A 21,875-nucleotide genomic window follows, 5' to 3' on the forward strand; every position below is an offset into this window, starting at 1 on the left:
TGCGGCACGCGCGCGCGAGGTCGCGTGCCGCATCGCGCGTGAGCCCCTGTGCCGCATCGCGCGTGACGGCGTGTGCGGCACACGCGCGTGCCGTACACGCCCGCCGCCGTCGCCCGGCCCCGTGCCGCACGGCCCGCCGTCACCGGCCGGCTGTCACAACCCCCTCGGCAGGCGCACGTACGTCACCGTCGTCTCGATGCCGCTGTCGACCAGCCGGCCCTGGGCGTCGAACGCGCCCGCCCCGTCCGTCATCCCGAAGTCGTTGTCGTTGATCAGGGCGAGCGTGTCGCGGTTCACGAGCGCGACGCCCTCGATCTTGCCGGGCACTCCGGCGACCGCGCCGAGGTCGACGACCAGCCGCTTGGAGAGCACCGGGACGCCCGCGGCCGCCGGGTCCGCCAGCTGTTCCAGCGACGGCGACGTCGCCCCGTCGTCCCAGCGGCCGCCCAGGATGTCCGCCTTGCGGTCCAGCCGCACCAGGTGCAGGCGGGCGGCCTTGTCGGTCCGTTCCTCGACCAGCAGCCGGTCACCGCCCACCGCGACGACCGAGGAGATCTTGAGTTCGGAGGTGTCGTCCTCGCTCGGGTCGACCACCGCCACCGGGTCGAAGCGGTACGCGTACTCGGCGGTGACCGCCTTCTTCTTCGGTGAGAAGCGCAGCAGGCGCACCGTGCGCGAGGCCTCGCCGGCGTCCTTGTCCGGCAGTGACAGCGGGCTCTGCATCGCCAGCACGAGGTCGCCGCCCGGCAGCTGCGCGAGCCCCTCGAATCCGCGGTTGACCTTGCGGTGCAGCAGCACCCCGGGCAGCGCCTCCACCACCGGATAGTCGGCGCCCGTCAGGTTCAGGCCCTGGGGCACGTAGCGGGTGAGGACCTTCCCGCGCGCGGAGACGTGGACGAGCGAGGGCCCGTACTCGTCGACGAGCCAGAAGCCGCCGTCCGCCGCCGGCACGACGCCCTCGGTGTCCAGCCCGTTCGGATCGAACGGCAGCGGCGTCCTCGCGTCGTAGGAGTACGGCGCCTCGTCGCGTTCCGCCTGGTTCGACAGGCCCGTCACGGGCTTGCCGGACGAGGTGGTGAGCGGAATCGACCGAAGCACCTTCACCGTGTCCCCGGACACCCTGATCCGGACGATCGCCGGATCGAAACCGGGCACGGGGAACGTCCGGCGCTTCGTGCCGTCCACCTTGATCTGGCCGTTGGGACCGCGGTCGGTGACCGTCCAGTACTCGCCCTTGCGGCCCGCCGGATGGATGTCGCTGCCGATGCCGCCGAGGTCCACACCCCGGTCCTCGGCGACGGTGCCCGGCAGGAGCGCGTTGCTGAACGTCCCGAGCGGGATGTCGCCGAGCGTCGCCGTCGAGATCACGCGCGCCCCCCCGGGCCGCGGGTGGGCGGACGCCGGGCCGGCGGTGGCGAGGGCGGCCAGCACGGTGAGCGGTACGACCGCCGCGACGGAACGGTGGACCGCGCGTCGACCGGTGGCATGCGGGGACATCGAGCCTCCTGAGGAGCATCTGTGGTGACAGCGGACAGAGTCGGTTCACCCGCGGAACACCGTGCGACGCCCCGGTGAACGCGTGCCGTCGGCCGACCGTCGGTCCCGCCCGCCTCCACCGGAGCGGCCTCCGCCTCAGGAAGGCCCTTCCTCCCCGTCGGACCCGGCGACGGCGGCCAGCGCCGTCGCCGGGTCCCGGGCCGGGTCCCCAGCCGGCACCCAGCGCCCGCGCTCCTTGCGATAAGGCCACCAGCGGCCGTCCCGCCCCAGACGCAGCTGACCGGCCGACCCGGCCACCGTCCACCGGTTGCCCCGCGCCCTTAGCGCCGGCCGCTCGTCCTGCGCCCAGGCGGCGTCCAGGGCGGCACGCGCGCGTGCGAGAGCCTCGCCCTCGACGGTCCACTCCTCCTCGAGCACCGCCAGGGCGGCCCGGCCCCCGATGCGCCAGGCCCGGACGGCCAGCTCCAGCTGCTCCCCGTCACGCCCGGAACCGGCAGCGAGCCGGTCCGACACGGGGCGCGGCGTCCCGGTGTCCCCGGGGCCGCCCGCCGCCAGCCGCACCGCGTCCTCACCGACCGTCAGCGCTCCGGCCGGAGCCCGCTGTTCCGTCCCGCCGCGCAGAGCCTCCGCGAGCAGGGCGCGGGCCCGTACGGCCGTACGGGCCGCCAAGAGCTCCAGGGCGGCCGGCTCCACCTCCCCGGTGGGCGGCACCTCGGTGTCCAACGAGGGCGGCACGCCGGGCTGTCCGGGCAGGTCGGGAACGGCGGGCAACGGAGGCAGGACATGCCCGGCGAGGTACGCCTCCAGCGCGTCCACGCCCTCCCGCGGGACGGGCGCGGTCTCGGCCGGTGCCGCGGCGGTGCCGCGGGCCTGGAGGCCGGCGAGGAGGGCCCGTTCGGCGCCGCCGCGCAGAAGCAGCAGGACGAACGGATCCTCGTCGAGCAGCCGCGCCACCTGGTAGCACAGGGCCGTCGTATGGCCGCAGTGGTCCCACGCGCCGCAGCCGCATTCCGCCTCCAGGTCGCCCGGTTCCGGCAGCAGGTCGACACCCGCCGTCCCCGCGTCCTCGACCAGATGCGGCGGCAGCTCACGGTCGAGCAGCGCGGCCACATGCCCGGCCCGTTCCACGGCCAGGTCCAGGAACCGGTCCCACTGGCCGTCCGTGAGGACCTCGAGCAGCACATCGGCCCGGTGTCCCGTGCCGTCACGGTCCTTGACGACGGCCGTGACCCGCCCCGGCCGCACCGACACGGCGCCCACCGCTCCCGCGCGCGCGAGCCTGCGGCCCGTCCGCACCTGCTCCCCGTCCAGCGCCCCGCCCTCCAGGGCGGCCAGCCACGCCCGCCCCCACCACGACCGCGCGAAGCCCTTCCCCCGTGCGGGAGGCGGCGCCTGGAAAACGCGTTCCCGCCCGCCGTCGTACGCGTTCACCGCGTTCCCCCTCGCAGTTCCACCAGCTCGGCCAGTTCGGTGTCCGACAGTTCCGTGAATCCCGCCTCGCCGGAGCCGAGCACGGCGTCGGCGAGTTCGCGCTTGCGGCGCAGCATCCCGGCGATGCGGTCCTCGACCGTGCCCTCCGCGATCAGCCGGTGCACCTGCACCGGCCGGGTCTGCCCGATGCGGTGGGCCCGGTCGGTGGCCTGCGCCTCGACGGCCGGGTTCCACCAGCGGTCGTAGTGCACGACGTGCTCCGCGCGCGTCAGGTTGAGTCCGGTCCCGGCGGCCTTGAGCGACAACAGGAACACGGGCACCTCGCCGTCCTGGAAGCGCGCCACCATGGCCTCGCGCTCCGCGACGGGCGTGCCGCCGTGCAGGAACCGGGTCGGCACGCCCCGCGCGGCCAGATGGCGTTCGAGGATCCGTGCCATGCGCACGTACTGTGTGAACACCAGGACGCTCGCCCCCTCGGCGAGGATCGTGTCGAGCAGCTCGTCCAGCAGTTCGAGCTTCCCGGAGCGCCCGGCGGTCCTCGGCCGCTCCTCCTTGAGGTACTGCGCCGGGTGGTTGCAGATCTGCTTGAGGCCGGTCAGGAGCTTCACGACCAGCCCGCGCCGTGCCATGTCGTCCGCCTCGGCGATCGCCGCGAGCGTCTCGCGCACCACGGCTTCGTACAGGCCCGCCTGTTCCCCGGTCAGGGACACCGGGCGATCGGTCTCGGTCTTGGGCGGCAGCTCGGGCGCGATACCCGGGTCCGACTTGCGGCGACGCAGCAGGAACGGGGTCACGAGCCGGGCGAGCCGCTCGACCGCGGCCGGGTCCCCGCCCTCCTCGACGGCCCGGGCGTACCGGGTGCGGAACGTGCCCAGCCGGCCCAGCAGTCCGGGGGTCGTCCAGTCCAGGATCGCCCACAGTTCCGACAGGTTGTTCTCGACCGGGGTTCCCGTGAGCGCCACACGCGCGCGTGCCCCGATCGTGCGCAGTGCTCGCGCGGTCTCCGCGTACGGGTTCTTCACGTGCTGCGCCTCGTCCGCCACCACCAGCCCCCAGGGCACCTCGCCCAGCCGGTCCGCGTCCATGCGCAGGGTGCCGTAGGTGGTGAGGACGAACTCCCCGTCGGCCGGGTCCGCGAGATCGCGGCGCGGCCCGTGGAAGCGGCGCACGGGTGTGCCGGGGGCGAACTTCTCGATCTCCCGCTGCCAGTTGCCCATGAGGGACGTCGGGCAGACCACCAGCGTGGGACCGGCGGCCGAGGGGTCCGTCCTGCGGTGCAGGTGGAGGGCGATCAGAGTGACGGTCTTGCCGAGGCCCATGTCGTCGGCCAGGCAGCAGCCGACCCCCAGGGACGTGTTCCCGGCCAGCCAGCCGAGGCCGCGTCGTTGGTAGTCGCGCAGTGTTGCGTGGAGTGCGGCGGGCTGCGCCACCGGTTCCTGGTCCTGCGGGCGCGCCAGACGCTCCCGCAGGACCGCGAGCCATCCCGTGGGCCGGACCTCGACGCGACGGCCGTCGACCTCCGTGGAGCCGGTCAGGGCGGCGGCGAGCGCCTCGACCGGGGTCACCTCACGGTCCTGCCGGGCATGAGCGCGACGCACCTCCCGGGGGTCGATCAGCACCCACCGGTCGCGCAGCCGCACGAGCGGCCGGTTCGCCTCGGCGAGGCGGTCCAGTTCGTCGCGCGTGAGGTGCTGGTCGCCCAGCGCGAACGACCAGCTGAGGGTGAGGAGCGCGTCCGCGGACAGGAACGACGGCGTGTCCGAGGCGGCCCGGTCCGGACCGGTGACGTCGTCGGACGGGCCCACCACCGCGCGGGCGGTGAGCGTGCGGGCCAGTTCCCTGGGCCAGTGCACCTCGACTCCCGCCGCGGCCAGCGCCCGCGACCCTTCTCCCAGGAGTTCCGAGATCTCCTCGTCGACCAGGTCGACGGCGTCCGGGACGGCCGCCGACAGCAGGGGCGTGAGCGCGGGCCACGCGCGGGCTGCACGGCGCAGGGCGAGGAGCGCGTCCCTCCGCGCGCGTGGGCCGAACGCCGGCCGGCCGGCACCGGAGCCCTGCCAGATCTCGGCGGCGTCCGCGACGAGCGCGGGATCGCTCACGCTGTGCACCTGCGGCACGGCGCGGAAGGACGGTGCCGCTTCCTCCGCGCCCGGGGCGAGCCCCGAGATCTCGATCCGCAGCGAGACCCGTACCCCGGCGTCGTGGCCGGCCGCCACGTCGGCGGCCCAGGACCGCAGCCGCGGCACGTGCAGTGGCCCTGGCGCCGCGTAGGCCGGTCCGCCCGTCAGGAGCGGCGCGGCGGGGGAGCGGGGGAGCGTGTCCGCGACCGCGTCCAGGAAGGCCCGCAGCAGCCGTTCCCGGTCCGGCAGCCGCAGGGGCGGGACGTGGTCCAGCGGCAGGGCGTGTGCCTCGGGAGGCATGGCGGCGGCCAGCCGGCGCACCCGCTCGACGTCGTCCGGCCCCAGGGGACCCGCGCGCCAAACGTCGTGATCGTCCGGGGAGAGGCCGGGCAGCAGCAGCCCGCGCGCGGTGAACTCGAGGGCCGTCAGAGCCGCCGCGCCCCAGAAGGCGACCGCCCGGTGCGCCTCGCGAACGGCCCGCGCGCGGGTGAGCACGGGCAGGGCCTCGTGCACCGGCAGCAGCACGGCCGGTACGCGGACCAGTGCCACGCCCGCACCGGAGGGCCGGACGACGGACAGGTCCTCCGGTGAGCCCGCCCCGGGGGCGGGCGGGGCCCCGCCGTCGTGCTGCCAGAAGGCGAAGCGGCCGGTGCGCGCGGGGACGCCGGGCACGAACACGGCGGGCCGACGCGCCAGTTCCACGATCCCGGTCGGCGTTCCCGCGGAAACCCACTGCACGGAGAAGTCCACTCCTCAAATTTGACTACTGACGTCGGCGGCCGAGGGTACAGCACTCCGCGACCCAACGCGTGCCGCCACCGGAAGGGCTCCCGGAAGACGCCCGGGCGAGGGGTCTCAGGGGCATCTCGGGGTGGACGTCAGGGACGTCTCAGGGGTGATGCTGGAACCGGGCGCCGCACGGAGCCGTTCTCACATCAGAGAGCGGCAGTGGCCGCGAAGGAGGCGACGCACATGTCGAAGAACGCGAAGATCGCCGCAGGGGGTGTGGCCGTAGGGCTCCTGCTGCTGATCTGGCTGCCCTGGTGGGCGGCTCTGCTGATCGTGCTGGGGGTTCCGGCCGTGGCGTACCTCACGCTGGATCCCTCGCAGCGGCGCAGGCTGCGCCGGGTCACGCGCAAGGAGATCGGCCGCTGATCCGCGGGGGCCGCGTCGCGGCCCCCGCCGTCCGGCATGCGCGTGGGCTCAGCTGGGCCGTACGGCCATCTTGTCGAGCGCCTCGAGCAGGCCGGGCAGTTCGGGCCCCCGCCCGACCGGCAGCACCTCTCCCGGTTCGTCGTCGAGCAGGACGAAGGCGATGTCGTCGGTGCGGGCCACCAGCGACCAGCCGGGGCCGTCCGCGCGCAGCGTGCGCGCGTCACCCGGAGCGAACGAGGAGCGCACGCGCCCCAGCGGAGGCGGTGTCTCCACGTAGGCGCGGACCTCCGCGAGGACACGTCGGACACCACCGTGCCCCGCCGCGGTGTTCCTGCCGCTTCCTTCCCCGCCGTCGGCCGGCTCGGCCGCCTCCGCCCCTTCCGGCGCGGGCGCGAACTCGGCGTCGTCGATCTGCTCCCGCCACAACGCCCACTGGAGCGCGATCTCGTCGGCTCCCAGCCGCCGCTGCGCGGGGCCCCAGGTGGTCGTGTCCGGCGGGCGCAGGGCGGGGCCGTCCGTCGCCTCCGGCTCGGGGTCGTGAGGCTCCGGCACGCCGGGCGCCGCGACGGCCACCGCCAGGGGCCAACCGGGCAGGGCGGCGACCACCGTCCGCTCGTCGGGCGACAGGTCGTACTCCATGCCGCAGTCCCACGACGCGATGGCGACGGCCACCAGCGACACGTCGTCGATGACGACCGTCCACCGGGCGCCCTCACCGTCCTGGCCCAGCACCAGGCCGTAGCCGTCGGCGAGCGGCGCGAGGCCGAGCGCCGCGCAGGCCTCCGGGTAGTCGTCGCCCAGCACACTCGGGAACTTCGCCGGCGTCAGCAGCACCGCCGTGAGCACGTAGAGCGCATCGTCCGCGGCGGCGACGGTGTCCTCCTCCGTCCCTGCCATCCCAGCCTCCCCATCGGTTCGTCCGTCGGCGCGCACCCTAGTGCGGCGAGAAGGCGCTTGTCACGACTCCCCGACCCGCCCGGAGCTGCAGTTTTCCGGCCGGACGGGGGCGAATCACCCTCTGGCCGCCGACAGTGTCACGCCGACGACAGCCCGAGAAGGGCCCGCGCCACCGTCCGCGGTGACTCGTCGCGCTCACGCGCGAGCGCGATCACCGCCCGGCAGGCCAGTTCGTTGACTCCGAACGACAGCGCCTCGGGGGACACCCAGCCCGCCGCCTCCTCGATCCCGTCCTGGTCGTCCTCCGCGCACGCCGCCACGTACGCGGCGGCTGCCTCGAACAGGTTGGGCGCGCGCCTCGTGCCGGATCCCCGCGGATCCCCGGCGGAGCGCGACCCGCCCGGACGCGGCCGCCCGCGCGTGGCACCGAGGAACCGCTCCCAGACCCTGCGGACCGAGTCGAACATCGCCGACCGCCTTCCCCTTGCCCGTTGCGCCGACCGAGCGTTCACCGGCTGTCACTCAGAGTAGAGTCGGAGCTCCGGCGGCAGAAGGGGGACGGAGCGGTGAAGCGCTACGAGCGGCTCGAACGGATCCGGCGCATGGACCCCGTGACGGAGGCCTCCGAGATCTACCGGCTGACCGTCGCCCACGAGTTCCCCTGGGACGTCACCCGAGCCCTGGAACTCGCCCTCTACCGCACCTACGCGGTGCCGAGCATCGGCCGTCTGCTCGCCCGCACGGCGGAACTCACGGAACGCTCGCAGAAACGCTACGACGACACCGCGCTGCTCCTCGACGCCGTCGTCGAGCACGGATTCGACAGCGAACAGGGCCGAACGGCCGTCCGCCGCATCAACCGCATGCACCGCAGCTACGACATCAGCGACGACGACATGCGCTACGTGCTCTGCACGTTCGTGGTCGTGCCCAAGCGCTGGATCGACGCCTACGGATGGCGCAGGCTGTCCCGCCACGAGATCGTCGCCTCCAGCGTCCACTACCGCACCCTCGGACACCGCATGGGCATCAAGGACGTCCCCTCGTCCTACGAGGAGTTCGAGGCCTTTCAGGACGCCTACGAGGAGGCCCACTTCGCCTGGGACGAGGACGCGCGGGCGGTCTCGGACGCCACCCTCGACCTGATGGCCTCCTGGTACCCGAGGCCGCTCGCCCCCGTGCTGCGCACCGTCACCCTCGCCCTGCTGGACGAACCGCTCCTGCGGGCCTTCCGCTACACCCCGCCCGCCCCCGCCACGCGCGCGCTGGTCCGTCGGGCCGTACGCGCGCGTGGACGTGCCGTCCGCCTCCTCCCGCCGCGCCGCGCACCGCACTTCGCCCGCCAGAACCGGGAGATCAGGAGTTACCCGGACGGCTACCTCCTCGAGCAGTTGGGCACCCGGCCGACGCCCGGACTGCGAGGCTGCCCCGCGCGGCAGGGTGACGGCTCGGCCGGCCGGTGACGTCGGCGTTTCGCCCAGCCAGGCGAGTGCGGCCCGCGACGCCGTCCGCGCGACGGCCGGTGCACCCCGCCCGACGGGGCCGACGCCTTCGTGAAGGCGGCGGCCGGAGACGCGTGAGCCTCAGCCCTCGAGCACGGCCAGCGCCAGGAACCGGGCGTCCTCGTCGGCGTACGACGTCATGCGCCATCCCGAGCCCGCGAGCAGCGGCCGCAGGTTCGGCTCGGCGCGCAGGTCGTCCGGGGTGACGCTGCGGCCCTGGCGCGCCGCGAGGGCCGCCCTGCCGATCGGATGGAAGAGGGCCAGCGCGCCGCCGGGACGGACCACCCGCGCCAGTTCGCGCAGGTTCCGCGAGGGGTCGGGCAGGTGGGCGACGAGACCGGCGGCGAACACCGCGTCGAGCGAACCGGAGCGCAGGGGGAGCGCGGTGACATCGGCGAGCAGCAGTCGCCCGGCACGGTCACGTCCGGCCCGCACGGCGGCTTCCAGCATCGCCGGGGTCAGATCCGCCCCGACGACCACCCCGGAGGGTCCCACGGCGTCGCGCAGCGGTGGCAGGGCCCGTCCGGTGCCGCAGCCCGCGTCGAGCACGCGGTCGCCCTCGCGCAGACCGAGTTCCGTGACCGCGGCCGCGTAGGCGGGGGCGTCGTCGGGGAACCGGCTGTCCCAGTCCGCGGCGCGCGGGGTGAAGAACTCCTGGACGTGTGTGTGGTCGTCGCTCATGGTCCGCATGATCCCCCACCGGCGGGGAGGCCGTCGCCGCGTACACGTTCGGGCGAGAGGCGGTCGCCCCGGCGCATTTTCGTGTCATATTGCGGCAGGTTTCGAAATGCGCCCCCTTCGTGCTTCCGTGCCCCGGCTAGCGTCCCCCAGCCATGGGACACCTGGACCACGCCGCCTTCGGCTGGCTGACCCCCGTGCTGTCGTACGCGATGGCCTGCATCGGTGCCGCCCTCGGGCTGCGCTGCACCGTCCGTGCGCTGGGCGCGACCGGGCGCTCGCGCCGCAACTGGCTCGTCACGGCGGCATCGGCGATCGGCACCGGCATCTGGACCATGCACTTCGTGGCCATGCTCGGGTTCGGCGTCGGCGGGACCGACATCCGCTACGACGTTCCCCTCACCGTGCTGAGCCTCCTGGTCGCCATGGTCGTCGTCTGTGCCGGAGTGTTCGCCGTCGGCCACAGCCGGGGCCGCACGCGCGCGTTGCTGATCGGTGGGCTCACCACCGGGCTCGGTGTGGCGAGCATGCACTACCTCGGCATGGCGGCGGTGCGACTGCACGGCGACGTCACCTACGACCCGATGCTCGTCGGACTCTCCGTCGTCATCGCCGTCCTCGCGGCGACCGCGGCGCTCTGGGCGGCCCTCGACATCAAGTCGCCGGTCGCGGTCACCCTCGCCTCCCTCGTGATGGGGGCGGCGGTGAGCAGCATGCACTACACCGGGATGTTCGCGGTCCACGTCCAGGTCACGCCCTCGCGCGAGACCCTGCCCGGCGCCACGGCGATGCAGTTCGTCTTTCCCCTCGCCGTGGGTCTCGGGTCGTACCTCTTCCTGACCTCGGCCTTCGTCGCGCTGTCGCCCACCGCGGGGGAACACGAGGCGTCCGCCTCCGCCCAGCGGACGGAGGGCACCGCCGGCCGCCGGCAGGCCCGGACCGTATGACGGGACCGGACAACCCACCTGCGAACCACTGACGAACGAGGAGGCCATGCGCAGACCCCGGAGCACCCCCACGGACGGCGTCCGGACACCGACCCCCGTGCGAGGGCGCCGCGCCCACGCCGGACCGCCCGCGCACGAGGGACCGGACGAGCGGACGGACGCACGGACGGACACACGGACAGGCCGGCGGACAGACGCGCGGCCCCCGCGCGCGGGACACTGGCGGATCAGGCCGCGCACGGTGCGCGCCAAGATCGTCTGCCTCCTCATGGTGCCGGTCGTCTCGCTCCTGGCCCTGTGGGGGTACGCCACCGTCACGACGGCCCAGGACGTCTCCCGGCTGCGTCAGTTGCAGCGCGTGGACGCCCGGGTCCGCACCCCTGTGGCGGCGGCTGTGGCCGCCTTGCAGGCCGAACGGGCGGCAGCCGTCCGGCACGCCACCGACCCCGGCGCAGGGCAGGGTGACGACCTCGCAGGACTCGGCGAGGCGACCGACCGGGCGGTCGCCGGACTGCGGCTCGGAGACCACGGCACGGTGGCCGACGGCCAGGACCTGCCCGCGGGAGTCGCCCGGCGGCTCGAGGCGTTCGTCTCCGGAGCGGAGGAACTGCGCCCGCTGCGGACCGCGGTCCTCGACGGCGGCGCGGGCTGGGAGCACACCTACGGCCGCTACACCCGCACGATCGCGGCCGCCTTCTCCGTCGCCGGGGCCCTCTCCGGCATCCAGGACGACGAACTCGGCTCCGACGCGCGCGTGCTCGTCGAGTTCTCCCGCGCGGGCGAGGCCCTCGCCCAGGAGGACGCCGTACTCGGCGGTGCCCGACTGACGGGCCGCCTCGACGGTGAGCGCATGCGGCTGTTCACCGGAGCCGTCGCGACGCGCCGCTCCCTCACGGGGGCGGCCGTCGCGGACCTCCGCGGCCCCGAACGCACCGCCTGGCGCGGCCTGGCCGCGGGCAGCGCCCACGCCGCCGTGGCCACCGTGGAGGACAAGGTGCTCGACACCGGGCCGGGCACGAAGGCCCTCGCCGCCGCACCGGAGGCGACCTGGAACACGGCATACGCGCGTGTGCAGGAGGGGATGCGGACCATCGAGGCGGGCGCCGCGCGTGACGTCGCCGAGCGGGCCGACCCGTTCACCCGCGGACTGCTCACCCCGGCCGGCGCCGCCGTCCTGTTCGGCCTCGCCGCCGTCGGGGCCTCCCTCGTCATCTCCGTACGGATCGGCCGCGGCCTCGTGGTCGAACTCGTCGGCCTGCGCAACGTCGCCCTGGAGATCGCCCGCCGAAAACTTCCCGAGGCCATGCGGAGACTGCGGGCGGGGGAAGAGATCGACATCCGGGCGGAGGCCCCGGCAGACCCCCGGGCCGAGGACGAGACCGGCCAGGTCGCCGAGGCCCTGGGCACCGTCCACCGCGCCGCGCTGCGGGCCGCCGTGGAACGCGCCGAACTCGCCGACGGCATCTCCGGGGTCTTCGTCAACCTCGCCCGCCGCAGCCAGGTCCTCGTCCACCGCCAGCTCAGCCTCCTGGACAGCATGGAACGCCGCTCCGACGACCCGGACGAGCTCAGCGACCTCTTCCGGCTCGACCACCTCACCACCCGCATGCGGCGTCACGCGGAGAGCCTCATCATCCTGTCCGGAGCCGCTCCCGGTCGCGCATGGCGCACGCCGGTCTCCCTGACCGACGTGGTGCGCGCAGCCGTCTCCGAGGTCGAGGACTACGCGCGCGTGGAGGTACGACAGCTCCCGGAGGTCTCCGTCGAAGGAACCGCCGTCGCGGACCTCACCCACCTGCTCGCCGAACTCGTCGAGAACGCCGCCCAGTTCTCACCGCCCCACACGCGCGTGCACGTCACCGGCGAATCCGTCGGCAACGGCTACGCCGTCGAGGTCGAGGACCGCGGCCTGGGGATGGGCAAGGAGACCCTGGCCGACGCCAACCGGCGCGTCGCACAGTCCGGGGCCCTCGACCTGTTCGACAGCGACCGGCTCGGCCTGTTCGTCGTCAGCAGGCTCGCGGCGCGCCACGGCGTCAAGGTGCACCTGCGCACCTCCCCCTACGGCGGTACCACCGCAGTCGTCCTGCTGCCCACCGCGCTGCTGCACGGCGGCGCGCCGGAACGTTCCGCCCGCGAAGCGGCGCGGGAGCGGCAGCCCCTGGAACACGCGTACGCGCGTGTGGACGCCGCCGACGGCCCGCAGGAGTCACCGGCCGAGGACGACGGGCCCGGCGGCAGCGTCCACGCGGACGCCCAGCGGCCCGCGCTGATCACCCGCGTCCGGGCCGCCGCCGGGACGACGGCCGACACCCCACTCCCCGGAGTCACCACCCCGCGCCCGCGCCGTCCGTCCGACGGCTCCGACGCCTCCGACGGCTCGGGCGCGTCGGACCGGTCGGACAGGCCGGGTGGGGCCGACGGATCGGACGGCCTTCCCCGCCGGGTCCGTCAGGCCAGTCTCGCGCCGCAGCTGCGCAGGCCGGCCGCCGAGGAACCGGTCCAGGACCCCCGACCACGGAACGACGACCGGCACACCCCCGAACGTGTGAGGGACCGCATGGCCGCCTACCGCGACGGCTGGGCGCGAGGCGGCGGCAGGCAACCCGGCCGCAGTGCCGTACCGCGCCGCGAGAGCAGTGAAGGAGATTCCGCGTGACCCACGACCCGAGCATGAGGCCGGCCCAGCGGTCCGGTGAACTCGACTGGCTGCTGGACGACTTGGTCATGCAGGTGAGGGAGGTACGGCACGCCGTGGTGCTGTCCGCCGACGGCCTCGCCGTCGGCGCTTCCACCGGCCTCGGCCGCGCGGACGCCGAACACCTCGCCGCCATCGCCTCCGGCTTCCACAGCCTCGCCAAGGGCGCCGGCCGGCACTTCGGCGCCGGCGGCGTACGCCAGACCATGGTGGAGATGGACGACGGCTTCCTGTTCGTCGCCGCCGCCGGTGACGGCTCCTGCCTGGCCGTTCTCACCGTCGCGACCGCCGACATCGGCCTGGTGGGGTACGAGATGGCGCGGTTGGTCAAGAGGGTCGGAGAGCACCTCCGTGCGGCGCCGCGCAGTTCCGCGCGACCGCCCACCGCCGGATGAGGCGAGAGGCCGGCCGCGCGGATGAACGAGGACACGACGGCCGCCGCCCCCCACGGGCGGGGCAGCCAGTGGTACGACACCGAGGCCGGGCCCCTGGTCCGCCCCTACGCCATGACGGGTGGGCGCACGCACCCCGGTCCCACCGGGGTGCGCTTCGACCTCATCGCCCTGGTCACCCTGGCCCCCGCCGCACCGAGTGCCGACGGCACGAAGCTCGGGCCGGAACACCGCGTCCTCGTCGACCTGTGCCGCACGGAGACCCAGTCCGTCGCGGAACTCGCGGCGGGCTCGGACCTGCCCGTGGGCGTGGTCCGGGTACTCCTCGGTGACCTGCTGGAACTCGGCCGCGTCGCCGTCAGCCGCCCGGTACCGCCCGCACAACTGCCCGACGAGCGGATCCTCCGCGAGGTCGTGGAGGGACTGCGGGCACTGTAGAGGGGACGTCCGCACCGACCCGGAAGCGGACGGACCCGCCCGAACAGAATCCGGCACGTCCTCGGACAGCGAACCGACGCGAGGCGGTCACATCGCGCGGACAGCGGTCGAACCGGCCGCCGACGGGCCGTCATTGCCATGATGCTGCCTTCGCGACCCCGCGCCGCAGCGCGCGGCCGACCCTCCACAGCACTGGAACCCCGCACCGACGTCGACCGAAGCCGGTACTCCCGAGAGAAGTGATCCATGGTCACCGAGCACTCCGACACCGTGAGTGGCGACAACACCCCGCTGGCGCTGAAGATCCTGGTCTCCGGCGGGTTCGGCGTGGGCAAGACCACCCTCGTGGGCGCGGTCAGCGAGATCAGACCGCTGCGCACCGAGGAACTGCTCAGCGAGGCCGGCCGGTCGGTCGACGACACCCACGGCGTCGACCGGAAGGTCACGACGACCGTCGCCATGGACTTCGGCCGGATCACCATCCGCTCCGGCCTCTCCCTCTACCTGTTCGGCACCCCGGGCCAGGACCGCTTCTGGTTCCTGTGGGACGAAATCTCCCAGGGAGCGTTGGGCGCCGTGGTGCTCGCCGACACCCGGAGGCTGGAGGACTGCTTTCCCGCGGTCGACTACTTCGAGCACCGGCACATCCCCTTCGTGGTGGCCGTCAACCGCTTCACCGGAGCGCGCCCCTACGGCGCCCCGGAGGTGTCCCGCGCCCTCGACCTGGACCGGGGAACCCCGGTCGTCCTGTGCGACGCCCGCGACCGCGACTCGGGGAAGGAGGTGCTGATCCGGCTCGTCGAGTACGCCGGGCGGATGCACACCGCCCGGATCCTCGACTCCGTGGGCTGAGGGAGGCCGCCCTTCGACTCCATGGGCTGAGGGAGGCCGCCCTTCGCGTCAGTCCGCCACGGCCCTCTGCGCCAGGACCTTCTCGATCCCGACGCGGACCAGCAGTTCGCCCGGGACGCCGTTGCGGGCACCGAACGCCTCGGCCCGGTCCTCTCCCATGTACCGGGCAGCGATACGGGTCGCCCACAGCCGCACCTGGTCGAGGTCCTCCGAGATCCGGGCGCGTCCCTGCAGCACCACGAAGTCGAACGGCGGCCGGTCGTCGTCCACGCACAGGGCGACCCGGCCGTCCCGCGCCAGATTGCGCCCCTTCACCGTCTCCTTACCGGTGTTGAACACCACCTCGTCCCCGTCGAGCAGGAACCAGACGGGTGCCACGTGCGGGCTTCCGTCGGCCCGTACCGTCGACAGCTTCGCGGTACGGGTGCCCTGCGAGACGAACGCCCGCCATTCCTCATCGGTCATCTTCTCTGCCATGCCCCCATCCTCCTTGCCCGGCGGCCGGAGGTGGGGAAGGCTGGCGGACGGACCTGTCGGCCAGGCGGGAACACCACACGGGGAAACGTCACGGGGAGACGGATCATGGCACAGAAGCAGAGCCTGGGGTGGCTGCTGGACGACCTGACCGAGCGCGTCGAACAAGTGCATCATGCGCTGGTCCTGTCCAACGACGGGCTGGTGGCGGGCGCCAGCTCGGGACTGCGCAGGGAGGACGCCGAGCACCTCGCCGCCGTCTCGTCCGGACTGCACAGCCTCGCCAAGGGATCCGGCCGTCACTTCGGTGTCGGCGGGGTGCGCCAGACGATGGTCGAGTTCGACGACGCGGTGCTGTTCGTCACGGCTGCCGGCAGCGGCAGCTGTCTCTGCGTGCTCAGCACGGCCGAGGCCGACATGGGACAGATCGCCTACGAGATGGCCCTGCTCGTCAATCGCGTCGGAGAGCACCTCACCGTCGACGCACGCCGACCCGGCAGCGACCCCTACCCACACCTCTGACCTGCTTTTTCGCTTTCCCCCGTGGAGTTATCCACAGGCTGCCAAGAGTTTCGTGAATGTGGCTACGGTTTTTCCCGAGGCCACCGCGGACGGCGCGGGGCCCTTCACACCACGGGGGAGACCGACCATGTCAGGCAACACCGTCGCGCCACCGCACGCCCTCTCCTGCACCTACAGCCGTGCGGCACGGGAACTGGGCCTCAAGCGCAGCCAGTTCGATCTCGCCGTGCATCTCGGACGCATCAGGACCGTACCCGACGACGAGGGCGGGAGCCGACGGGTGGCCCGCGCCGAGATCGACCGCCTGCGCGCGGCGCCCGGCTTTCCCGGCGCCCTGACCAGGAGCGTCGAGGCCGTCGGCACCACCGAGGCGGCAGCCGTCATGCGGGTGCCGCCGAGCCGGTTCACCCGCCTGGCGCGGATGGGTCTCCTGGTGCCCGTGACGTTCTACCTGAATCGCTACCGTGCCGTCGTATGGCTCTATCTCGCCGATGAACTGCGGCAGTTCGCCGCCGACGAGAACAACACGACCCTGCTGACGGGCCGCGCCCCCGAGGGGACGCGGGACCAGTTGGCCGCCGGACTGGACCTACGGGCCCGGAACTGGCGCGGACGGCACCTCGGATCCCTGCTGCGGCAGGCCGAGGGGCCCTGGCAGCGGGCGGGCGCCCTGGCCGCCCTCCTGGACCCGGCACAGGTCGCCGACATCGTCAGGGACCCCTGTGAACGCTCCCACCTGAACCGCTTCCGGCCCGGACCGCCGACGCACAGCGCCCCGGGTTCACCGGCAGCGCGACTGGCGGAGAGGATCATGACGGCGGCCGACCCCGACGAGATCGCCTGGCTGCGCTCCGACCTGACGCACGCCCTCGAACTGGCCCGCGCACACCGACCGGCACCACGACCCACCGCGAAGCCCGCCCCGCCGCGGCCGGCCGGTGAACGGCAGCCGGCCTCGCGGACCGAGCGGCCCAGGACCGGACTCCTGGGCCGGCTGCTCCGCGGAAGCGTCCGAGACGCCGGGGCCTACAGTTTCCGGAACAGGCCCTCCTGCACGACGGACACCAGCAGCCGCCCCTGAAGGTCGTAGATCCGCCCGCGGGCCAGACCGCGACCCCCGATCGCGACGGGCGACTCCTGGTCGTAGAGGAACCACTCGTCCGCGCGGAACGGCCGGTGGAACCACATCGCGTGGTCCAGGGACGCCATGTCGAAGTTCCGGGGCCCCCAAAGCGGTTCGACCGGGAGACGCACGGCGTCCAGGAGAGTCATGTCGCTGGCGTACGTCAGGGCGCAGGTGTGCACCAGCGGATCGTCACCCAGCGGACCGACGGCGCGCATCCAGACCGCACTGCGCGGCTCGGCGTCCTTGATCTCCTCGGGGCTCCAGCGCAGCCGGTCCGCGTACCGGATGTCGAAGGGCTGCCGACGCGCCATCCGCTCCAACTGCTCCGGCAGCGCGCCCAGATGCGCCCGGACCTCATCGGTGACCGTCGGCAGGGACTCCGGATCCGGCACCTCGCGGGCCGGCGGCAGCTGGTGCTCGAAGGGACCTTCCTCAGGCTTGTGAAAGGAGGCGGTGAGATTGAAGATCGTGCGCCCCTGCTGCACCGCGGTGACCCGGCGGGTCGTGAACGACCGCCCGTCCCGTACCCGTTCGACCTGGTACACGATCGGCACGCCCGGCCGGCCCGGCCGCAGGAAGTACGCGTGCAGCGAGTGCACGGGCCGGTCGCCCTCCGTCGTCCGGCCGGCCGCCACCAACGCCTGGCCGGCGACCTGCCCACCGAAGACCCGCTGCAGCGACTCCTGCGGGCTGCGGCCGCGGAAGATGTTGACCTCGATCTGCTCGAGGTCCAGCAGGTCCACGAGCCTCTCGGCCGGATTCGTCATGGGTGTGCTTCTCCTGTGCGGTGTCTGCCTCGTCCTCGTCCTGTGCTCACAACTGGCCGACGTCGGTGACGCGCACCACCGCGCGACCCTCGGCGTCCGACGCCGCCAGGTCGACCTCCGCGCTGATGCCCCAGTCGTGATCGTCGTTCGGATCGTCGAAGATCTGCCGGACCCGCCACAGCCCGTGCTGCGACTCCTCCTTGATGACCAACAGCTTGGGACCGCGGGCGTCCGGACCGGTACCGAGGTCGTCGTACTCGTCCCAGTACTTGTCCATCGCCTCGCCCCACGCGTCGGCGTCCCAGCCGGACTCACCGTCCATCTCGCCCAGCTCGTCGACGTGATCGAGGGCGGCGAGTTCGACACGGCGGAACATCGCGTTGCGGACGAGGACGCGGAAGGCACGCGCGTTGGCGGTGACGGGCTTGACCTCGTCGGCCTTCTCCTGGGCCTCCTCGGCGGTCATCTCCTCCGGGTTGGCCAGCTGCTCCCATTCGTCCAGCAGACTGGAGTCGACCTGCCGCACCATCTCGCCGAGCCACTCGATCAGATCCTGCAGGTCCTCCGACTTCAGGTCGTCCGGGACCGTGTGGTCGAGCGCCTTGTAGGCGCTCGCCAGGTAGCGCAGCACGATGCCCTCGGTGCGGGCCAGCTCGTAGTGCGACACCAGCTCGGTGAACGACATCGCCCGCTCGTACATGTCACGGATCACCGACTTCGGCGACAGCGGATGGTCACCCACCCACGGGTGACTCCTGCGGTACGTGTCGTACGCGTGGAACAGCAGCTCCTCCAGCGGCTTCGGGTACGTGATGTCCTGGAGACGCTCCATGCGCTCCTCGTACTCCACGCCGTCCGACTTCATCGCGGCGACCGCCTCGCCGCGCGCCTTGTTCTGCTGGGCCGCGAGGATCTGCCGCGGGTCGTCCAGGGTGGACTCCACGACGGAGACCATGTCGAGCGCGTACGACGGCGACTCCGGGTCCAGCAGCTCGAACGCGGCCAGCGCGAAGGTGGACAGCGGCTGGTTCAGCGCGAAGTCCTGCTGGAGGTCCACCGTCAGGCGCACGACGCGGCCCGTGGCGTCCGGCGCGTCGAGCTTCTCCACGATCCCGCCGTCCAGCAGCGAACGGTAGATCGCGATCGCGCGCCGGATGTGCCGCAGCTGCTGCTTGCGCGGCTCGTGGTTGTCCTCCAGCAGGTGCCGCATCGCCTCGAAGGCGTTGCCGGGGCGTGCGATGACCGACAGCAGCATCGTGTGCGTGACCCGGAAGCGGGAGGCCAGCGGTTCCGGGTCGGAGGCGATGAGCTTCTCGAAGGTGCTCTCGGTCCAGCCGACGAAGCCCTCGGGCGCCTTCTTGCGGACCACCTTGCGGCGCTTCTTCGGGTCGTCGCCCGCCTTCGCGAGCGCCTTCTCGTTCTCGACGACGTGCTCGGGCGCCTGCGCGACCACCAGGCCCGCCGTGTCGAAGCCGGCCCGGCCGGCCCGGCCCGCGATCTGGTGGAACTCACGGGCCCGCAGCGTGCGGACACGGCTGCCGTCGTACTTCGTCAGCGCCGTGAACAACACGGTGCGGATCGGCACGTTGACGCCGACGCCGAGCGTGTCCGTCCCGCAGATCACCTTCAGCAGGCCGGCCTGGGCGAGCTTCTCCACGAGTCGCCGGTACTTGGGGAGCATGCCGGCGTGGTGCACGCCGATGCCGTGCCGTACGTAACGCGACAGGTTGCGGCCGAACTTGGTGGTGAAGCGGAAGTTCCCGATCAGCTCGGCAATCCGCTCCTTCTCCTCTCGCGAGCACATGTTGATGCTCATCAGCGCCTGCGCCCGCTCCACCGCCTGCGCCTGGGTGAAGTGCACGATGTACACGGGAGCCTGCTTCGTCTCCAGCAGCTCGGTGAGCGTCTCCGTGAGCGGCGTGAAGCGGTACTCGTAGGACAGCGGTACGGGCCGGGTCGCCGAGCGGACCACCGCGGTGGGCCGGCCGGTGCGCCGGGCGAGGTCCTTCTCGAAGAAGGACACGTCGCCGAGCGTGGCCGACATGAGGATGAACTGGGCCTGGGGCAGTTCCAGGATCGGGATCTGCCAGGCCCAGCCGCGATCGCCCTCCGCGTAGAAGTGGAACTCGTCCATGACGACCTGGCCGACGTCCGCGTGCCTGCCGTCGCGCAGCGCGATCGACGCGAGCACCTCGGCGGTGCAGCAGATGACCGGGGCGTCGGCGTTGACGGACGCGTCACCGGTGAGCATGCCGACGTTCTCCGTGCCGAAGATCTTGCACAGCTCGAAGAACTTCTCCGACACCAGCGCCTTGATCGGAGCGGTGTAGAAGGTGACCTCGTCACGGGCGAGGGCCGCGAAGTGCGCACCCGCCGCGATCATGCTCTTGCCGGAGCCGGTCGGCGTCGACACGATCACGTTCGCCCCGGAGACCGCCTCGATCAACGCCTCCTCCTGGTGGGGGTAGAGCGTCAGTCCGCGCTCCTGGGCCCAGGACTCGAAGGCTTCGTACAGGGCGTCGGGATCTGCGGTCGGCGGCAACTGATCGATGAGGGTCACGCCCCCATCTTGCCTGCCCCGGTGAGCAACGGGGGAATCGGATGCGAGACCGAAGATCACGGCAGCTACGCTGTGTCGCCGACGGAGCGTCATCGCACCCGGTCAACTGGACAGCGGCGCACGAGGAATAGGGCGGGCAACGGCCATGATGGGACCAGCACACTCACTGTCGGGCGCCGCCGCCTGGCTCGGCGTCGGCGCGGCGGCAGCCGCGGCCGGCCACTCGATGCCGTGGCCGGTGCTGCTCGCCGGTGCGCTGATCTGCGCCGGCGCTGCTCTGGCCCCGGACCTCGACCACAAGGCCGCGACGATCTCCCGCGCCTTCGGACCCCTCTCGCGCTGGCTGTGCGAGATCGTGGACAAGCTCTCCTACGCCGTCTACAAGAGCACGCGCAAGCAGGGCGACCCGCGGCGTTCCGGCGGGCACCGCACCCTGACGCACACCTGGCTGTGGGCGGTGATGATCGGTGCGGGCTCCTCGGCGCTGGCGATCACCGGTGGACGCTGGGCGGTTCTGGCACTGCTCTTCGTCCACATGGTCCTGGCGATCGAGGGCCTGCTGTGGCGGGCGACGCGGGGGTCCAGCAGCGACGTGCTGGTGTGGCTGCTGGCGGCGGCGACCGCGTGGATCATCGCCGGTGTGCTGGACAAGCCGGGCAACGGGTCGGACTGGCTGTTCACGGACCCGGGCCAGGAGTACCTCTGGCTCGGACTGCCGATCGTGCTCGGCGCCCTGGTCCACGACATCGGGGACGCGCTGACCGTCTCGGGCTGTCCGGTTCTGTGGCCCATACCCATCGGGCGCAAGCGCTGGTACCCGATCGGCCCGCCCAAGGCGATGCGGTTCCGGGCCGGAAGCTGGGTCGAGCTGAAGGTGCTGATGCCCGTGTTCATGGTGCTCGGAGGAGTGGGCGGCGCGGCCGCGCTCAACTACATCTGAGTCCTGCCGGGGCCGACGGGATCGGCTCAGGTCTGCGTGCCTTCCCCGTAGCGCCGCTCGAAGCGGGCGACGCGGCCTTCCGTGTCCACGGTGCGGGCCTTGCCGGTGTAGAAGGGGTGGCTCTCCGAGGAGATCTCGACATCCACGACGGGGTAGGTCTCCCCGTCGTCCCATTCGATCGTCTGGTCGCTGGTCGCGGTGGACCGGGTCAGGAAGGCGTAGCCGGCGGTGCGGTCGCGGAAGACGACCGAGTGGTAGTCGGGCTGCTTGTCCTGCTGCATGGGTGCTCCTCGGACAGTGCGTGCGGTGGGTGCGGGCCCGACCGGCACGGGTGGGCCGTGGCGGCCGGACCGGACGGACGATGCCGATCAGCCGGGCAGGGTGTCCTCGTCGACGATGTGCATGGCTGCCTCCTCCGCGGAGGAGGCAGCGCCGTCGATACCGACGTCGGTGGCGACCAGGGCACTCTCCTCGTCCTCGTGGGCTCCCTCGTCCGGTGCGACGAGCCGGCCGGAGCGGACGGCGCCGACCTCGTTGTCCAGGAGTTCCCCGTCGGTGCCGTCGCAGTCGCCGAGGCCGTCGCCGTCGGGTGCGACGAGGTCGGGCAGTTCTTCCGCGAGCCGCTGGTCCAGGGTCTCGCCCTGCCGGCGCTCCGCGGCCGTCACACCGGAGTGCTCCACGGCCCAGGGCCGCTCAGGAGGCGACCATCCCCGGTCCAGGGGATCGCCGACGCCGTCGTTCTCCAGAGTGTCCTCCGCGTCGAGAAGTCCGGCGTCGTCCTGGACCTCGGAGGCGTCGGGCTGGTAGACGTCGTCTCCCCATCCGTCGGCGCTGTTCACGGGTACCTCCAGGGGGTGACGGGCCCGTCCTCACCGCGAG

General features: G+C 72.9%; 21 protein-coding genes. 10 read left to right on the forward strand and 11 right to left on the reverse strand.

Annotation, left to right across the window (positions count from 1 at the left end; all coding sequences use genetic code 11):
* Positions 1-153 precede the first annotated feature (153 nt).
* From ACH4N1_RS28935 to ACH4N1_RS28945, 3 genes are all read right to left on the reverse strand, one after another.
* Entirely contained in the window at positions 154-1,497 is a 1,344-nt protein-coding gene (locus ACH4N1_RS28935) for an esterase-like activity of phytase family protein (protein WP_398101671.1), read from the reverse strand.
* A gap of 135 nt (positions 1,498-1,632) precedes the next feature.
* Positions 1,633-2,928, reverse strand: a complete 1,296-nt coding sequence (locus ACH4N1_RS28940; RefSeq protein ID WP_398101673.1) for an SWF or SNF family helicase — start codon at positions 2,926-2,928, stop codon at positions 1,633-1,635.
* Complete coding sequence (locus ACH4N1_RS28945; RefSeq protein WP_398101676.1) at positions 2,925-5,786, reverse strand: DEAD/DEAH box helicase; 2,862 nt, start codon at positions 5,784-5,786, stop codon at positions 2,925-2,927. The genes ACH4N1_RS28940 and ACH4N1_RS28945 overlap by 4 nt, the downstream gene beginning before the upstream one ends.
* Positions 5,787-6,020: 234 nt before the next feature.
* Between ACH4N1_RS28945 and ACH4N1_RS28950 the strand changes: the two genes are divergently transcribed.
* The gene (locus ACH4N1_RS28950) at positions 6,021-6,203 is read left to right on the forward strand and encodes a hypothetical protein (RefSeq protein WP_398101679.1); all 183 of its coding nucleotides are present in this window, start codon (positions 6,021-6,023) and stop codon (positions 6,201-6,203) included.
* 48 nt (positions 6,204-6,251) lie between these two features.
* On the opposite strand, the gene ACH4N1_RS28955 is transcribed toward ACH4N1_RS28950, so the two are convergent.
* Together ACH4N1_RS28955 and ACH4N1_RS28960 are read right to left on the reverse strand one after the other, a co-directional pair.
* Positions 6,252-7,100, reverse strand: coding sequence for a hypothetical protein (locus ACH4N1_RS28955; RefSeq protein WP_398101682.1), 849 nt, complete (start codon positions 7,098-7,100; stop codon positions 6,252-6,254).
* A 137-nt stretch (positions 7,101-7,237) separates the two neighbouring features.
* Positions 7,238-7,567: a hypothetical protein gene (locus tag ACH4N1_RS28960; RefSeq protein WP_398101685.1), complete on the reverse strand. Its 330-nt coding sequence runs from the start codon at positions 7,565-7,567 to the stop codon at positions 7,238-7,240.
* A 99-nt stretch (positions 7,568-7,666) separates the two neighbouring features.
* On the opposite strand from ACH4N1_RS28960, the gene ACH4N1_RS28965 reads away from it, so the two are divergent.
* On the forward strand, positions 7,667-8,563 hold the full coding sequence (locus tag ACH4N1_RS28965) for an oxygenase MpaB family protein (RefSeq protein WP_398101688.1): 897 nt from the start codon (positions 7,667-7,669) through the stop codon (positions 8,561-8,563).
* A 120-nt stretch (positions 8,564-8,683) separates the two neighbouring features.
* Here the strand turns inward: ACH4N1_RS28965 and ACH4N1_RS28970 are convergent, their stop codons facing one another.
* On the reverse strand, positions 8,684-9,283 hold the full coding sequence (locus ACH4N1_RS28970; RefSeq protein ID WP_398101691.1) for a class I SAM-dependent methyltransferase: 600 nt from the start codon (positions 9,281-9,283) through the stop codon (positions 8,684-8,686).
* Positions 9,284-9,435: 152 nt separating this feature from the next.
* Between ACH4N1_RS28970 and ACH4N1_RS28975 the strand changes: the two genes are divergently transcribed.
* The 5 genes from ACH4N1_RS28975 to ACH4N1_RS28995 all read left to right on the forward strand — a co-directional run bounded on the left by ACH4N1_RS28975 (position 9,436) and on the right by ACH4N1_RS28995 (position 14,607).
* The gene (locus ACH4N1_RS28975; protein WP_398101694.1) at positions 9,436-10,227 is read left to right on the forward strand and encodes an MHYT domain-containing protein; all 792 of its coding nucleotides are present in this window, start codon (positions 9,436-9,438) and stop codon (positions 10,225-10,227) included.
* Positions 10,228-10,273: 46 nt separating this feature from the next.
* The gene (locus ACH4N1_RS28980; RefSeq protein WP_398101696.1) at positions 10,274-12,886 is read left to right on the forward strand and encodes a nitrate- and nitrite sensing domain-containing protein; all 2,613 of its coding nucleotides are present in this window, start codon (positions 10,274-10,276) and stop codon (positions 12,884-12,886) included.
* Positions 12,883-13,320, forward strand: coding sequence for a roadblock/LC7 domain-containing protein (locus tag ACH4N1_RS28985; RefSeq protein WP_398101698.1), 438 nt, complete (start codon positions 12,883-12,885; stop codon positions 13,318-13,320). Before ACH4N1_RS28980 ends, ACH4N1_RS28985 begins: the two co-directional genes overlap by 4 nt.
* A 21-nt stretch (positions 13,321-13,341) precedes the next feature.
* Positions 13,342-13,755, forward strand: a complete 414-nt coding sequence (locus tag ACH4N1_RS28990) for a DUF742 domain-containing protein (protein WP_398101700.1) — start codon at positions 13,342-13,344, stop codon at positions 13,753-13,755.
* A 246-nt stretch (positions 13,756-14,001) separates the two neighbouring features.
* Complete coding sequence (locus ACH4N1_RS28995) at positions 14,002-14,607, forward strand: GTP-binding protein (protein ID WP_398101703.1); 606 nt, start codon at positions 14,002-14,004, stop codon at positions 14,605-14,607.
* Positions 14,608-14,655: 48 nt separating this feature from the next.
* On the opposite strand, the gene ACH4N1_RS29000 is transcribed toward ACH4N1_RS28995, so the two are convergent.
* Complete coding sequence (locus tag ACH4N1_RS29000; protein ID WP_398101705.1) at positions 14,656-15,084, reverse strand: PPOX class F420-dependent oxidoreductase; 429 nt, start codon at positions 15,082-15,084, stop codon at positions 14,656-14,658.
* A gap of 105 nt (positions 15,085-15,189) precedes the next feature.
* Here ACH4N1_RS29000 and ACH4N1_RS29005 point away from each other — a divergent pair, with 105 nt between their 5' ends.
* Both ACH4N1_RS29005 and ACH4N1_RS29010 read left to right on the forward strand, forming a co-directional pair.
* Positions 15,190-15,603 carry a roadblock/LC7 domain-containing protein gene (locus ACH4N1_RS29005; protein WP_398101707.1) on the forward strand — a complete coding sequence of 138 codons (414 nt, stop codon included), beginning with the start codon at positions 15,190-15,192 and terminating at the stop codon, positions 15,601-15,603.
* A 127-nt stretch (positions 15,604-15,730) separates the two neighbouring features.
* Positions 15,731-16,684 carry a DUF6397 family protein gene (locus ACH4N1_RS29010; RefSeq protein ID WP_398101709.1) on the forward strand — a complete coding sequence of 318 codons (954 nt, stop codon included), beginning with the start codon at positions 15,731-15,733 and terminating at the stop codon, positions 16,682-16,684.
* Here ACH4N1_RS29010 and ACH4N1_RS29015 read toward each other — a convergent pair.
* The gene (locus ACH4N1_RS29015) at positions 16,630-17,496 is read right to left on the reverse strand and encodes an acyl-CoA thioesterase (RefSeq protein ID WP_382784642.1); all 867 of its coding nucleotides are present in this window, start codon (positions 17,494-17,496) and stop codon (positions 16,630-16,632) included. The genes ACH4N1_RS29010 and ACH4N1_RS29015 overlap by 55 nt on opposite strands.
* Before the next feature lie 46 nt (positions 17,497-17,542).
* On the reverse strand, positions 17,543-20,056 hold the full coding sequence (locus ACH4N1_RS29020) for a DUF3516 domain-containing protein (protein ID WP_398101712.1): 2,514 nt from the start codon (positions 20,054-20,056) through the stop codon (positions 17,543-17,545).
* Between the two features lie 145 nt (positions 20,057-20,201).
* Here ACH4N1_RS29020 and ACH4N1_RS29025 point away from each other — a divergent pair, with 145 nt between their 5' ends.
* Complete coding sequence (locus ACH4N1_RS29025) at positions 20,202-20,996, forward strand: metal-dependent hydrolase (protein ID WP_398101715.1); 795 nt, start codon at positions 20,202-20,204, stop codon at positions 20,994-20,996.
* Positions 20,997-21,022: 26 nt separating this feature from the next.
* On the opposite strand, the gene ACH4N1_RS29030 is transcribed toward ACH4N1_RS29025, so the two are convergent.
* Both ACH4N1_RS29030 and ACH4N1_RS29035 read right to left on the reverse strand, forming a co-directional pair.
* Entirely contained in the window at positions 21,023-21,277 is a 255-nt protein-coding gene (locus ACH4N1_RS29030; protein WP_398101717.1) for a type B 50S ribosomal protein L31, read from the reverse strand.
* A gap of 87 nt (positions 21,278-21,364) precedes the next feature.
* A complete protein-coding gene (locus ACH4N1_RS29035; protein ID WP_398101720.1) occupies positions 21,365-21,835 on the reverse strand; it encodes a DUF5709 domain-containing protein in 471 nt (156 codons plus the stop codon).
* Positions 21,836-21,875 lie beyond the last annotated feature (40 nt).

The organism is Streptomyces sp. NPDC017202 (assembly GCF_044331705.1).
Taxonomy (GTDB): Bacteria; Actinomycetota; Actinomycetes; order Streptomycetales; family Streptomycetaceae; genus Streptomyces.